The organism is Stieleria maiorica, assembly GCF_008035925.1.
In the GTDB taxonomy this organism is placed as follows: Bacteria; Planctomycetota; Planctomycetia; order Pirellulales; family Pirellulaceae; genus Stieleria; species Stieleria maiorica.
The window spans coordinates 5,422,331-5,436,449 of record NZ_CP036264.1; the positions used below are offsets into that span (position 1 = coordinate 5,422,331).

The 14,119-nt window shown below is 58.7% G+C and carries 10 protein-coding genes; 4 read left to right on the forward strand and 6 right to left on the reverse strand.

Going from position 1 to position 14,119, the window contains the following annotated elements; translation table 11 throughout:
* Positions 1–6: 6 nt before the first annotated feature.
* Positions 7–1,797 carry an acyltransferase family protein gene (locus Mal15_RS18435; protein ID WP_147869122.1) on the forward strand — a complete coding sequence of 597 codons (1,791 nt, stop codon included), beginning with the start codon at positions 7–9 and terminating at the stop codon, positions 1,795–1,797.
* Between the two features lie 25 nt (positions 1,798–1,822).
* Here Mal15_RS18435 and Mal15_RS18440 read toward each other — a convergent pair whose 3' ends face one another.
* Complete coding sequence (locus Mal15_RS18440; RefSeq protein WP_147869123.1) at positions 1,823–4,147, reverse strand: serine/threonine protein kinase; 2,325 nt, start codon at positions 4,145–4,147, stop codon at positions 1,823–1,825.
* 153 nt (positions 4,148–4,300) lie between these two features.
* Here Mal15_RS18440 and Mal15_RS18445 point away from each other — a divergent pair, with 153 nt between their 5' ends.
* Positions 4,301–5,626 carry a Gfo/Idh/MocA family protein gene (locus tag Mal15_RS18445; RefSeq protein WP_390623537.1) on the forward strand — a complete coding sequence of 442 codons (1,326 nt, stop codon included), beginning with the start codon at positions 4,301–4,303 and terminating at the stop codon, positions 5,624–5,626.
* 125 nt (positions 5,627–5,751) lie between these two features.
* On the opposite strand, the gene Mal15_RS18450 is transcribed toward Mal15_RS18445, so the two are convergent.
* From Mal15_RS18450 to Mal15_RS18460, 3 genes are all read right to left on the reverse strand, one after another.
* Entirely contained in the window at positions 5,752–6,444 is a 693-nt protein-coding gene (locus tag Mal15_RS18450) for a gamma-glutamylcyclotransferase family protein (RefSeq protein ID WP_147869125.1), read from the reverse strand.
* A 129-nt stretch (positions 6,445–6,573) separates the two neighbouring features.
* Positions 6,574–7,824, reverse strand: a complete 1,251-nt coding sequence (locus tag Mal15_RS18455; RefSeq protein ID WP_147869126.1) for a DUF1559 domain-containing protein — start codon at positions 7,822–7,824, stop codon at positions 6,574–6,576.
* Positions 7,825–7,941: 117 nt separating this feature from the next.
* Positions 7,942–8,136, reverse strand: coding sequence for a hypothetical protein (locus Mal15_RS18460; RefSeq protein ID WP_147869127.1), 195 nt, complete (start codon positions 8,134–8,136; stop codon positions 7,942–7,944).
* Positions 8,137–8,476: 340 nt separating this feature from the next.
* Between Mal15_RS18460 and Mal15_RS18465 the strand changes: the two genes are divergently transcribed.
* Positions 8,477–9,283, forward strand: a complete 807-nt coding sequence (locus Mal15_RS18465) for a hypothetical protein (RefSeq protein WP_147869128.1) — start codon at positions 8,477–8,479, stop codon at positions 9,281–9,283.
* Between the two features lie 91 nt (positions 9,284–9,374).
* Positions 9,375–10,616 (forward strand): lipase family protein, encoded by a 1,242-nt coding sequence (locus tag Mal15_RS18470; RefSeq protein ID WP_147869129.1) that lies wholly within the window; start codon positions 9,375–9,377, stop codon positions 10,614–10,616.
* Between the two features lie 401 nt (positions 10,617–11,017).
* Here Mal15_RS18470 and Mal15_RS18475 read toward each other — a convergent pair whose 3' ends face one another.
* Positions 11,018–11,926, reverse strand: coding sequence for a DMT family transporter (locus Mal15_RS18475; RefSeq protein WP_147869130.1), 909 nt, complete (start codon positions 11,924–11,926; stop codon positions 11,018–11,020).
* Positions 11,923–13,653, reverse strand: a complete 1,731-nt coding sequence (locus tag Mal15_RS18480) for a Na+/H+ antiporter NhaC family protein (RefSeq protein WP_233902871.1) — start codon at positions 13,651–13,653, stop codon at positions 11,923–11,925. Before Mal15_RS18480 ends, Mal15_RS18475 begins: the two co-directional genes overlap by 4 nt.
* Between the last annotated feature and the right edge of the window lie 466 nt (positions 13,654–14,119).

Consider the following 14,119-nt stretch of genomic DNA (forward strand, 5'->3'; position numbering starts at 1 on the left):
AGACGCATGGTCAGATTGATGAGGCTGCTGTCGGCGTGTTTCTTGATCCTTTCGGTCGCCGCAGGGGTGTGCGCCACTCGGGCGGCCCCGGTTTCTGAAGCCCCACTGAAACAGTTCGCCATCCGGCCGACAGAGCGACTCGGAACGTTCTTGCCTAAGACGACGCTGAACGTCGAACGCGATGGTGAGATACGGACGGTACGTTGCGAGTGCCAAGTCGACAACGCGTGGGTGAATCTAGAGTTCCGCCTATTGGAAACAAAAACCGGACGTTCCATCCCCTTCGACGTAAACATCTCCTACTATCACGGAACCGATGGAACCGAGCGTTGGGAAACGGGAAACAAGGTCGCGACCCGATTCATCGAGATTTCCGAGCGTGGCCAGTATCTGGTCTTCGTCAAGGGAACAACGGGGAAAGGTGACGATCCCAACTCCGACACGTACCATTCCGGTCTGTCCGTCGATGTCACGATTTATGACGGTCCACAGAAATTTCGTGCATGGTTGTTGATTCTGGCCGGTTCATCAGTGCTAGGGACATCCATGCTTCTTTGGACGCTCACGCATCGTCGATCGCGGTCGAACAACGCCGATGAATTCCCCTTGAACGTGCCGTCGGAACCATCGCCGCCAGGACGATTGATCATGCTGGACGGATTGCGCGGCGCAGCAGCCTTGGGCGTCGTCTGCTGTCACTTCTTCGTTCCAGAAATGTCTTCTATTGCAACGAAGTTGAACTCGATTTTCCCCGATCCGATTCCGACGTTGGCGCGACACGGTGACTTGGGAGTCGAGGTCTTTTTCGTCCTCAGCGGTTTTGTCATCGCATACTCAATCGGCAATCGACGAATGTCGGGGCGTTACATTGCAAATTTCGCTCTCCGTCGCTCGATCCGTCTGGACCCACCCTACTTGGCGGCGATCGCCCTTTCGGTGCTGTTGTGGGCGGCGTATCTGCCCGGCGGCTTGGGGGAGTGTTACCAGCAAAGCCACGGGTGGAAAGGCATTGTCGCCAATTCGCTCTATTTACAAAACATCCTGGGCTTTCCCAGCATCATCGGGGTGGCCTGGACGCTCTGCCTGGAGATTCAATTCTACCTGGCATACATCGGGCTATTCAGTTTAGCGCAGTTCGTGTCACGTCATTTGCGGATTAAAAGGCTACCCGACCACTGCGATGTTGATGTCTCTCAAGTGGCTTTGTTGATCGCGTTTCTGCCGCTCACGTTGGCTTCAATCTATTGCTGGAATAACAGCCTGTCAGATTTCAGCTTTTTTGGATCGTGGCATCGATTCTTTGTCGGCGTCATGTGTTACTGGGCGTTCGCTCAACGGATCAATTCAGTTGCTTTCGTCGCCTATGCATTCGTACTCGCCACACTTGCAATTTACTCATCTGATCTTCGAGGTGGCACCGCCACAACGACAGCGATCCTCATATACACCGCGGGGCGAACCGGTCACTTGTCGTCGGCGCTCTCGGCATCATGGCTTCAATACCTCGGCCGCATCTCCTACAGCCTGTATCTGGTGCACATTTTAATCGGAGTTTCCTTGGTCAACATGCTGTGGAGTCCGACCCAGTCCACGACCATGACTTTGTGCATGTTTTTGATAGGATTGGCCGCGAGCATCGCGGGCGCCGAATTGATGTATCGATTGTTCGAGCGACCGAGCGTACGATTGAGTCGAAAACTGAAATGGAGAACAGCCGATCAATCAGCGTCGCCCGTTACTTTCCAAGTCGGCTCGTCCGCGGTGCCGACGACGACCGAGTTACCGATCGGTCAATGATCCACGACCATCATTTCACGAATTGCTACCGCATGGAATTGTTGCCATCATCGTTTTCGCACGGCGCGACGTCGATGGTTTGATCCATCGTCGGCATGGTGCCGACACCGCTTAGTGAAGCGTTCAGCGAAGCGTTCAGTGAAGCGTTCAGCGGCGCGTTCAGTTGCGAGTTCAACGGGCCGCTGATCGATTGGTCTTTGGTGCCTCGATCGTGGCGGCCCCACCAGCGGTCGCCGTCTTCGATCGTCCATTTCCCGGCCTCCGGGCAGTGCGAGATTTGCAGCCCCAGGTCACGAGCGGTTTGCGGGCGTCTGGCGCGTGACTTTTCCAGACAACTCATGATCGCATCTTCCAGTTGCGCCGACACGTCGATCTTGGCCCGCCGGGACGGCGGCACCGGGGATTCTTCGATGTGTTTTTGACACAACTGCGCGATACTGGCTGCCTCAAAGACCGGCGACCCTGTCAGCAGAAAATACCCGATCGCTCCGACGGCGTAGATGTCCGTGCTGGAATCGATGGTCATCGGTGCCTGGATCGATTCGGGCGACATGTACAGCGGGGTGCCCGTCAACATTCCGTCCTCGGATCGTTCACCGCGATTGTTCGCGCCTCCGGCGTTTTGCGCGAGATCTTTGACCAAGCCGAAATCGAGCACTTTCACCATGTCTGGTTCACAGCCCCGCCGATTCAACATCACGTTGGCAGGTTTGACGTCGCGGTGGACCAGGCCGTTGGAGTGGGCTTCGAACAGAGAGCCACAGATCTGCAACAAGATATGAATGACTCTCGATTCGGGCTGCGGGCCGTATTGGTTGACCAACTGCTGCAGATCGATCCCGTCCAGATACTCCATGGCGTAGTAGAACACGCCTTCGGGCGTTCGTCCGTAGTCGTAGATCGCGATGGTATTGGGATGGTTCAGCTGGCACGTGATTTGGACTTCGCGTTCGAAGCGTGCGATCGACGCTTCGTTGACCTTGTCGGCATGCAGCAACTTAATCGCGGTCGGGCGCCGCAGCATCGAATGGCGTCCCTTGTAGACGATGCCCATGCCTCCTTCGCCTAGCTTTTGTTCCAACGTGTACTGTCCGAGCTGCTGTGCCTCGATCACTGCTTCCCGCGCCTGACGCTGCAACCGGGCAACGATGATGGTGAACACAAAGATCGCGATGGCGCTGGCGATCAACAACGTGTAAACGGCAAAAAACGCGCGTTGCAGAATCACGAGCGGCCGAAACGCCTGGGCGGCATCCACTTCCATCGCGACTCCGATTTCGTACTTCGGCAACCACGTCCACGCGCCGATCACGGAGACACCTCGGTAATCACGATAGCCGTCGACGTCCACACCGGATTGACCACCGATTGCCGCGGCGGCCAGTTTGGTCAGCGGCAACTGGGATCGACGGACGCTGGGACGAAAGCCCCGTGTCATGTCATCACCAGGGTCGCGGACGAGCAACTGCAACATCGATCGCGATCCCTCCTGGTCGGGCAGCAATCCCAGCAGGATCAATTCTTCATCGAATCGGCTGTTGGAGATCATCACGCCTTTGGAATCAAACGCATACGATTCGCCCGACTCGCCGACCCGCCCCATCTGCAGAATTTCGGTGAATTCGCGTTCGGGAGGGATTTGCAACGCCAGCGCTCCGACGACTTGAAACGAGGCGTCACGGACCGGGGCGCACACATACATCGTCGGCAGCCCGACGCGGGACTTGCCGTCACTTCCTTTGATCATCACCACGCTCGGAAACGGCGCCGAAACGAAAGTCTCGCCCTGCAGTGCTCGGTCCAGAAAACGGTCGTATTCGGCGATTTCCGACTGACCGATCAGCGCCCCATGGGACGACGACAGGATCCGCTTTGATTTGTCTGCCAGCACGAATCCGACATAGTCGTGCGCCGCGATGGCGGGCCCGAGTTCTTCGGCAAGCTGCCCGTGAAGGTCGGCCTCGTCAGCGGCGGGGGAATCGGCCTGGCCGGCGGGGGGCTCCAGCAACTCGTAGACGACCTGCCGCACCCGGCTGTCGTTGGCCAGCGACTCGGCCGTCGACTCCTGGACCGCGAACCACTTGCGGAGCATCTCCGTTTCCAGTTCGACCAGCGTTTGAAGCCCCGAGCTGACGTTCCCTTTGATCGTCGTTTCGATGGCGTTGCGAACGAAAAAACCGACGATCGACAACAGCACCACGGCGACGATCGGCCAGGCCCAAATCTGCTTGGTCAAAAACAATCGAGTACGCGTGATCGTGTCCGAGACGCTCTGGGTGGCCCAGGTCATGTGGGCGTGGGCCTGCGGGACGTCACGTCTGGAGCGGCGGAATAGTTTAAACGGGTACATGGCGACCAACAGAAGCGGCGTTCAGGCAGAGTTATTGCCGGGGGGGTTTTTAGTATAATTGCCGGTTTCGATGGATTCATTTGCTCCCGCCTCCAAGGATTTCAACCGATGTCAGCTCATCGCAAAACAACACGCCGTCAGATCCTCCAAGGCATGGCCGTCGTGGGGGCCGCAAGCGTCCTGCCATCGTTTTCCAACCGTGCACTCGGGCTGGAATCCGCCAACGATCGACCGGTCTTCGCAACCATCGGGCTTCGCAATCAAGGCTGGACGATCACGCAAAAGTCCTTCAAGTTTGCCGACTTTGCCGCACTCGCCGACGTCGACGCCAACGTACTGGGCGATAACGTTGAAAAAGTGAAAAAGGCCCAAGGCAAGGCGCCCGATGCCTACAAGGACTATCGCGAAATCCTGGATCGCAAGGACATCGACGCGGTCATGATCGCCACGCCGGACCACTGGCACACCAAGATCGCAGTCGAAGCGATGTACGCGGGAAAAGACGTCTACTGTGAGAAACCGCTGACGTTGACCATCGACGAAGGCAAACTGATCGAAAAGGTCGTCAAGGAAACCGGCAAGGTGTTCCAGGTCGGCACGATGCAGCGAACGGAATCCGCACAGCGATTCCTGCAAGCGGTCGCATTGGTCAACCATGGACGGATCGGAACGGTCAAAAAGGTCACCTGCGGTATCAACGGCATGATCGCCTCGCCGGTCATCCCCGTCGCGCCGGTCCCCGAAGAACTCGATTGGGACTTCTGGCTCGGACCGGCCCCCAAAGTTCCCTACCGCGCACTACCGGAACTTCGCGAAGGCTACGGCGGAGGCGTGCCGCTGTACAGCAACGCGCACTACTCGTTCCGAAACTGGCACGAGTATTCCGGCGGAAAACTGACCGACTGGGGAGCCCACCACGTCGATATCGCTTGCTGGGCACTCGGGGCAAGCGACACGGGTCCCAGCAAAGTGACCCCGGTCGAGTACACATTGCCGGTCGAATACAAGGACGGTCACCCCACCGTTGACGACCAATACAACGCGGCGACCAAGTTCCGCATCCGCGTCGACATGCCCAATGATGTCGAGATGATCATCACCAGCGAAGGCGACAACGGAATTCTTTTCGAAGGCACCGATGGCCGGTTCTTCGTCAACCGCGGAAAGATCGTCGGACGCCCCGTCGAGGATCTCGAGAAAAACCCGCTACCCGATGGAGCGGTCGAGGAAGTCTACGGCGGACCGGTCAGCGAAAACCACACCGCCAACTTCATCGATGCCATGAGGTCGCGAAAGCAACCGATCTCCGATGTCTGGACTCACAACCGGATGCTGGAGATTTGTCACTTGTCGAACATCGCAATGCGACTCGGACGCGAACTCAACTGGGACGCGGACAAACGAGAAGTCGTCGGCGATGACCAGGCCAACAGCTTCCTGAGTCGACCGATCCGAAAGGGTTTCGAGATCAACATGTGATCCCGCGACTCGGGTCAATCAAAGGCCTACGAATCAACTGAAGACGAAACCTTTGCTGGCAGGGAGGGTCGAGCGCGGCGAGGGAAGGGTCGACGGCCGGTCAAGCTTTGGCCGCGAACACGTTTTCAGGGATCAATCACCTTCGTGTCGATGGCGTGCTGCACCAGTTCGCCGATGGAGCCGAAGCCGGGACCGACCTGAACCACTTGCGTCATCATCGCTTTGGTCTCGGCCACCGTCAGTCGACGCCCCCGCGTGTCTCCCCAAATCAGTCTCGCCTCGCGGCAGGGCTGACAAAGCATGTGCAACTGGTCTTCCTCTCTGATGAAGACCACTTCACCCAACTTGCCACAGCACGCGCAAGCGTCTTCGAACGTTTGCGACTTGTCGAGCGCCTCAAAGTACTGCCAAGACAAGAAGTCTTTGGCCTCCAGGATGTGGTTCAAATAGTTGCGAGACGGCCGCAACCCGTCGGCGATCTTGTCGCTCTGAGCTTGGTAGCTGATGCACTGGATGGCTTGATCGTCGCAGTGGACCGTGACTTCGATGCGCCCGTAGTGATCGGGATAACGTTCGGACTGGTCCAAACGATCCAGATGATCGTCGACGATCTCGTACAAAATACCTTCGACTTCGCCTCCAGCGTCCTCGTTGATGTTGGCAAATCCGATCCCGGCCGGCAATGACTCTCTTAGCGCCAGCTTGTTGAACAACATCCGATACCCCGGTAACACGGCGCGGCGGGCGGTCGTGAACGAGACACCCTTTTTCTCCATGATGGCCGGGTTGCAGTTCGATCCGTATGCGAAGTACTTCATATCCAAGAGGCCTGCGTTGGAACAACAGTGAGCGTTTCAGCAGCGATTCAGTTTAACGTGAATCGCTGACCGAAACTGTCCCCCCGAATTCCCAACCGGCGTCTACCAGCTGCTCAAACGACAGAGCGGCTATTGGTTCAACTGTTCCTGGATCGTTTCGCTCGAGGCGCGCGTTCCCAGTGCCCCCCACAATCCGAACGGACTGGGGGATCCCGGCGGCAGCCCGCCCGCTCCGCCCGGCGTTCCATCGACCACCTGGGCGCTCCGGCTGTTGCCGGCTTCGATCGAATCGGTGATAAAGATCACCGCGCCATCGGCCATCAAAATGTGGCATCCGCCTTGGTGGCGGCTGCCGGGCGGGTAAATCCCTTCGCTGGAGACTCCGTTCCAGCCACATTGCTCGCGGTTGGGTGGCAAGATGGTGTTCATGCTGGACCAAAAGGGCATGCCATGCGCCCACGCGAACCCCCGTTTGGCCTGCACCCCGCCGGACAACGACGCCGTCGGTGACCAGAACCGCGGCCGATCCGGATCCTTCCATTGTTCACACTGCACGGCCCCGTCTACGTCCCAGGGCCGCAAACCGCTCGCCAACACCGACCCCAAATGAGCGCGGATATCACGATCGCCAAGGTCCGTGCAGATTTCCCCCATCGCGATCGTGTTGGACAAACCGTCCAAAATATCGCGAAACTTCGTGGCGATTTTGCGTGGCACGAAAACACCACGCTGGCTGGCCATCGACTGCCGCGACCGCCCCGTGGTCACGATCCCCTCTGGATTGCGGGGACCGTTGTTACTGAAGCGACTCGAATCACCGATGCACGCCGCGTAGTTGGTGCGGCCACGGGCGGGCAGGCCCACGCCAGGGTCGCTGGGACAGCGTAGCGTCGGTAACTCGGTCAACCATGGCTCATACGGTTCGGTCGCATGACCATTGGCCCCGCCGAGTCCCTTGTCCGGCCGCGGTCCCATCGCCTGGTAGATGCCCACCGGTGTGCCCGTCGGATTCTCGCTTTGATAGGGATTGCTGATCAAATCCCAAATCGCTTGTTGCTCCACGAACGGGGTCAGCCCGACCATCATGCTTAGAAATAAATTGTTGTGTCCCGTCGGCGGTCGCAATTCCTGATCCGCAGTCGTGTTGGTCCCATTGCTAGTCGTTCCACCGAGATGCGTTGGGATTTGTTTGTAGGCCGAGTGATAGTTGTGCAGCGCCAGACCAATCTGTTTGAAGTTGTTGCCGCAACTCATTCGGCGTGCCGCTTCACGCGCCGCTTGGACAGCCGGCAGCAACAGCCCGACCAAAATGCCGATGATCGCGATCACAACAAGGAGCTCCACAAGCGTGAAGCCATCGCGAGAAGTTGACTTTCTCATCAGAGTACCTTCGAAAGAATAGAAAAAGACGACACAACGTCAAAACAAGGACTCACCAAGACGCGATCACCTTTGCGACTCGTCGACGCGGCGGAATCGGTCCGATCCGACCGGCGGCTACTCCGCCAAGTCGAGCTCTTCATCCATCTCTTCGAGACCGTCGACGTTCAGCTCCGGATTTTCGTCGAGAAACTGCGACAACTCATCTAGGTCGGCGACCGGTCTCGCCGACCCTGACCCCGAACCACAGCCAAGAATAGTCACCAAGGAAAGCACGATCCCAAGCGGAAACCGCAACCGTAAATGAAGCATCAACGTGGTCCTGTCGGAAAAGGCAATGGGAGGACACCAATCGGGTTGTCTATAGAACCACTCAACGCTTCAATCGGATCGCACCGCAGGGGAATCATCCAGCCGCCCCTGTGTTGGATGAGGCGATCAGGGCGAGCGGCAAGTACATCAGCCGCCGACACAGACTGCCAGACCCGACGCGTCCTGGGACGAATTTGCCCCTAATCTGCCTGTATGAGACAATTCAACTGAGTTTTCCGTTTTGGGGCGCCCTGTTGGGAACCGCCCACGACCTAGTTCTTATGACCGGGGGCCAAGCGACAGAGTGAGCAGTTAGACCTACGAATGCATGGGGATGCCGATGTCAGATTTTTTGACGCAACAGCAAGTGGATGTCACGTTCAATGCGTGGTGGACCGAATACGGGCGAACGCCCCAAAACATCAATCGCGCCCTGCAAAAGACGATTACACAGATCAACGGTGAACCGGTCCGCCGGCCAAGCGGTCCATTCCCGCCGGGCTACATTCCCCCGCCGATGCGGAAGAAAAGCAAAACAAACACCGCATCAAAGCCCCCTTCGGAGAATGACCCGAATCATCTCAAACGACTCGCACAGCAGAACGCCGCCGCCGGACGTGCCGCCGCGAAAAAGGAGCTGAGAAAAACGGAGATGGAAGCGTCTCGATTGCAGAAACGGTACGCCGAAATGAAACGCATCCTCAAGGAACGCAACTTGACCATTCCCGGCCACGTCGCTGATGCACTGTTGTTCATGCCGTGCTACCGAAACCCGGCCGACCGACAGCGGCACGAAGACAGAATCCTTAAACGATATAAGAACGATATCGACAACGCGAATCGAAGCTCGCACCAATGGCGGTACCAGCAGGAAACCGAACGTCTGCATCGTGAACGACGGCGCAAGATGCTCGCGGAGATCGAATGGATGAGCAAGAACACGATCGGCGCCGGGATTTATGGGCTCCAGCGCGAAGCCGGCCGCAGCCATGACGACGCGATGGCTCGGGCCAAAGAGACGCAACAGATCTTTGACATGGCCGGCAGCGGCGTCGCCGACCCGGCGGCCGCACGCGAGTCGAATTCCACCCGGCACAACACCCGGTCGCATCGCAGCGACAAACAGATGGTCGGACCGAATCGTTAGGACGGGGAGATTCACTGTCACATTTTGATCGGGGATTCGCTTGGATCGGCAAGCCCATGAATCGGGTGGCCCTTTCACTCCAACGATCAAAATGGAATCGACAATGACCCTGTCCAAGAAAACGCTCTTGCTTTGTTTGGCCGCCGTCCTCGCCTGGCTGCCAACCGCCCGCGCCGCTGAACGGATTGACACGACCAAGCAGTCCAGTGCCAGTAAACCCGTTGCGGACACCGCCCAGATTGACACGATCGAGTCGTCGGTGCAGTGGAGCATCGATCCGCGAACCGGCGAAGTGACAACGGGAAGTCGCAGCACGGGGTCGGGAGGAACGTCGACCGGCACGTCTGACGACGAAATTGCGACGCCCGTCATCTTGCCCTACGACTTTTTCGACGCCGAAGACAACGGCATGTCGAGCTTGAATTCCTACTTTTTGTCCCAGCTCAGCATGGGTGTCTACAGCGATGCGCTCAGCGGAACGGCGTTTCGCCAAGATTTGATCGATCGGTTTACTCCGCAAGGGATCCCGGCCGACGGGATCGACGTGATCATGGATGCCATTTCGGGATCGGAGGCCGCCGCCTTTCGAATCGGCAACGCGACCGTCATCGCCTTTCGAGGCACCAGTGCCGAAGGAACGCTGACTCCCGAACGCGACGCGGAAGTCGATTTGCTCGATGTCCCGATCAAAGTCAAACTGAATGACAAAGAATGCCGCGTGCACCAGGGGTTCTGGGAAAGCGCCGATGCGGTTTTTGACTGGGTCGCTGGTCACGCCAGGAGCGCCCACAATGCCGGACGCAAGGTGTTCTTGACCGGCCACAGTCTCGGTGCGGCTCGTGCCACCGTCTGCGCGGCACGCTTGCACTATGACGAAAACATCCCCGTCCAAAGCCTACAGACCTTTGGTTCCCCCAAAGTCGGCGACGTCCAATTCCGATCGATCTTGGGTGACGTCGGCCCTGACGGGATCAAGTTGGCCGAAGTGACCGAGCGATTCGTCGTGCTCGGCGACCCGGCAACCACCTTTCCCGACAAAGAGGCAATCTGGGAAAACTGGAAAACCCCGACGATCATCTACTACGAGCACGTCGGCAACACCCACAACATCAATCCGCTGACCGGTACCAACAGTGCCCACTACGAGATTCTCTTTGACAGTGGAGAGATCTTCTTTGTTCCGACGGCCTCGCAATGGATCGGGTTCCTCAGCGGTGCGGGCGACAACGAGCACATGCTCTACGACGACGCCTTGCTGCACGAAGTGATCAATGACCCGATGTACATCGAGATCAAAGATCTCCTGATCGAGTACGAATCGGTCGAACAATGACCCGCCAAAAACGCGGGCAGCCCCCCAGCCCACCAATCTCCCACCCGGGGACGGAACTTCCCACCCGGGGACGGCACTTCCCACCCGGGGACATGGCACTCACGGATCCAAATTCTCCTCTCCGGGGACATGGCACATCCTGACCCGACGGCGCGGCCTTGGAAATGCTAGCACTGCAATCCGCACGCGACGAGTGGTGCCGTGTCCCCGCCGGGATCTGCTGCAATCCGCACGCGACGAGTGGTGCCGTGTCCCCGCCGGGATCTGTCCCCGCCGGGATCTACTTGGTGCCGTGTCCCCGCCGGGATCTGTCCCCGCCGGGATCTACTTGGTGCCGTGTCCCCGGTGGGGGCGGGATGCGGGGGTGAGGTTCGCGCGATGGACGACTTGCGGCCGGGGACTCAGGCGTTTCGGCGGCGGGCGTTGCGGAGGACCGCCGGAAGATATCGTTGTGCCAAGCCGGCGAAGATCATCCCACCGCCGACGAGCGTCCACCACTGCGGCGGATCATAGGAAGGGTGGTGGCGCCAGGCGATGTAAACCCAAATCGGAACCAGCACGGGTTCGATCAAGATCAACATCGACGCCTCGGCACTGGCGACCCGACGTAGTCCACGCGCAAACAAGATGTACGGAATCGACATTTGAATCACGCCGAATGCTCCCAATGCCAAATACGCAGACGCCTGGATCGTTTGGTGGGTCGACCAAGCCCAGGGAAACAACAAGATCACGGCCGCGGCATGGTTGAGCGTGATCAACCACGCCGAATCGACATCGCTCATCGATCGCATAGAAAGTACCACGCCGGCAAACGTGATCCCGGAAAGAATGGCCAGCAACGTCGCCCACAGGTGGCCTCCGTCGCGCAGTTCCATGACAACGATCAACGCCACACCGGCAATACAAAACAGAAACATCCGCACATCAGCGATGCCAACGCGATCCTTCAAGATCGTCACGGCACCGAGCATCACCCAGGCAGGAGAAAGGTACTGCAACCAAATCACGCTGGCCGCCGACACATAGACCATCGCCGACATGAACGACCAAACCATCAGGGCGAAACAGATCGTCATCGGGATCATCGCCCAGCGAAACTCCACGCGGCGCACCAGCGGCGCTAAAATGATCAGCGCAAAGAAACTGCGGAAAAACGCCAGCAGCGCCCCCCGAGACTCTTCCGGCCAGCCGTCAAACCACGGCGCCTTGGCAAAAAAGCCGCTCATACTCCACATCACCGCCGCAAGTACGATCAGCCCCCTGCCTTGCCACGCGTCTCCAGAACGCAAATCGCGTTCGGCACTCACCCAATTGCCTCACCGGCGGCGATCCGCCGCCCGAGGATCGCGACCACTGCGGCCAGCAGTCCCACTTGGATTAGTAGCAACCATCCCCAACCGATGCCCCAGCCGATCGGCAGCGTTCCGGCCACCATCGCGATCAAGCCCGCCGTGACGGCATAGGGCATTTGCGTCAGCACGTGTTCCATGTGGTCGCAGCCGCAAGCTTGTGACGACAAGATCGTGGTGTCCGAGATCGGCGAACAGTGGTCTCCGAACACCGCCCCGGAAAGCACACTTGCGATCGTCGCCAACATCAACGGGTGCGTCAAGACATCCGGCGATGATGCCACGTCGCCTGGAAGCGCCGCCACCAGCGGAGCGGTCAACGTCAACGTCATCGGCATCAGCAGCCCCATCGTCCCAAAACTCGTGCCGGTGGAAAACGAGAGCGCTGCGGCCAACAAGAACACGATGGTTGGCAACAACCGAACGACCAGCGGCACCGAACCGGAAGCCGCTGAATCCGCGTCCCCCGTCGACGACACGCTCGCGCCAGACAAGATCGTCTCGGCGACAAACTGCCCGGTGTACAACCGGTGGTCTTGAAACTCGAATTGTTCGCCGGTTTGGCCCTCGACCGACTTGCCGCCTGTCAGGCGCGAGAGCGCCGACGCGGTCCACAGGATCACGATCGCCGGAAGAACGATCTTCATGCCGCCCCAGCTCGCTTCACGAATTTGTTGCAGCGTCAACAGCCGCCGCGCCAGACAGATCAACGCGATGGTCGCCAGTCCGGTCAATGCGCCGTACTGCAGTGCCAAACTTGAATCGGCGGCGCCCAGGATGTCGCGTAAACGTGGGGCCTCGCCCAACGAATCGCTCTCTCCCGATTGCAGCGACGCGATGCCCGTCGCATAAAGCAGCCCGATCACGACCGCCAAAGTCGCCGCAATCGGCACGACGGCAACCAACCACGACGTTTCCGCGGCCGGTTCCGTCAACGGATCCGCGCTCGCCCCCTCGTGAGACGATCGCCCATCGGATCCAGCCTCTATTGTCTCGTGTTCGGCCCGCAACATCGGCCCAAAATCCCGCCGGGTCAGCGCCAACATCGGCACCATCACCAGGGCAAGAATCGCATAAAAACGATACGGGATGCTGGCGATAAACAACTCCATCGCCCGCGAAACCTCTGCCCCTTCGATGTCACCGAGCCCTTCGGCGATGTAGTCGATTTCGACCGCAATCCAAGTCGACAACAACGCCAAGCTGGCCATCGGAGCAGCGGTCGAATCGACGATGTAGGCCAGTTTTTGACGCGAGATTTTCAGCCGATCGCAAAGCGGTCGCAACGTCCCGCCGAGCAGCACGGTGTTGGAATAGTCGTCAAAGAAAACCACCATCCCCAACAACCATGTCGTCAATTGCCCGCCGCGCCGTGTCTTGGCGATCGGAGTGATCAACTTGATCAGGCCCAGCATTCCGCCGCTGCGGCTGATCACACCGATCATCGCCCCCATCAGCAGCGTAAAGGCAAATATCCTCAGTTTTCCCGGGTCGGCCAGCGTCGGCCACAGATGAACCTCGCAAAAATCCACCACCGCCGCGATCGGATCGCCGCCTGTCGTAATCAGTGTGCCGCAAAAAATCCCCACCAGCAATGACAATGCGGCCCGCTTGGTGACCATCGCCAAGACGATCGCGACCAGCGGTGGTAACAGGCTGAGCCAGCCGTAAGGATGATCATTCAAGGGACTGGCAGAATCAAAATCGGCGTGAAGCAGGGCAGGTCGAAAGCCGGTCCAGCGGATCGGATTTCCCGACAATGTACCCGCCGGTCGACTCTGGGCAATTGCACTTTGGCCGGATCGCGTCGCGTCGATGTAGCGGATCGCGTCAGGCGTCACGGTCACATCAGCACAGCCATCTGGCGACGATACGTCCGGTTTGATCCCGAAAGAGAGTGCAAACTGCCAATCTTCCCCGCCCCGACCGAAGTTCGATCTGAGCCGGACGAGAGGTTCTGCGCGGCGGATTTTCTGCGAAGATCTCGGCTCTCGCTGTCGCAGATCTGTTAAACTGGACGTCCCTCAGTTTCCCCGCAAATCACATTCAATCGCGTGATCGCTTGCGTCTCATGCCGCAGACGCCGGCTTGCCCAGACCTGCCTACTGTCCGACGCAACAAAACGAATGCCGAACGAAAAAGTGGATCGAC

Bases quoted from the DNA above. Each gene is read 5' to 3' on its own strand.
- Mal15_RS18435 (WP_147869122.1), top strand. From the start codon at position 7: ATGGTCAGATTGATGAGGCTGCTGTCGGCGTGTTTCTTGATCCTTTCG.
- Mal15_RS18440 (WP_147869123.1), bottom strand. From the start codon at position 4,147: ATGTACCCGTTTAAACTATTCCGCCGCTCCAGACGTGACGTCCCGCAG.
- Mal15_RS18445 (WP_390623537.1), top strand. From the start codon at position 4,301: ATGGCCGTCGTGGGGGCCGCAAGCGTCCTGCCATCGTTTTCCAACCGT.
- Mal15_RS18450 (WP_147869125.1), bottom strand. From the start codon at position 6,444: ATGAAGTACTTCGCATACGGATCGAACTGCAACCCGGCCATCATGGAG.
- Mal15_RS18455 (WP_147869126.1), bottom strand. From the start codon at position 7,824: ATGAGAAAGTCAACTTCTCGCGATGGCTTCACGCTTGTGGAGCTCCTT.
- Mal15_RS18460 (WP_147869127.1), bottom strand. From the start codon at position 8,136: ATGCTTCATTTACGGTTGCGGTTTCCGCTTGGGATCGTGCTTTCCTTG.
- Mal15_RS18465 (WP_147869128.1), top strand. From the start codon at position 8,477: ATGTCAGATTTTTTGACGCAACAGCAAGTGGATGTCACGTTCAATGCG.
- Mal15_RS18470 (WP_147869129.1), top strand. From the start codon at position 9,375: ATGGAATCGACAATGACCCTGTCCAAGAAAACGCTCTTGCTTTGTTTG.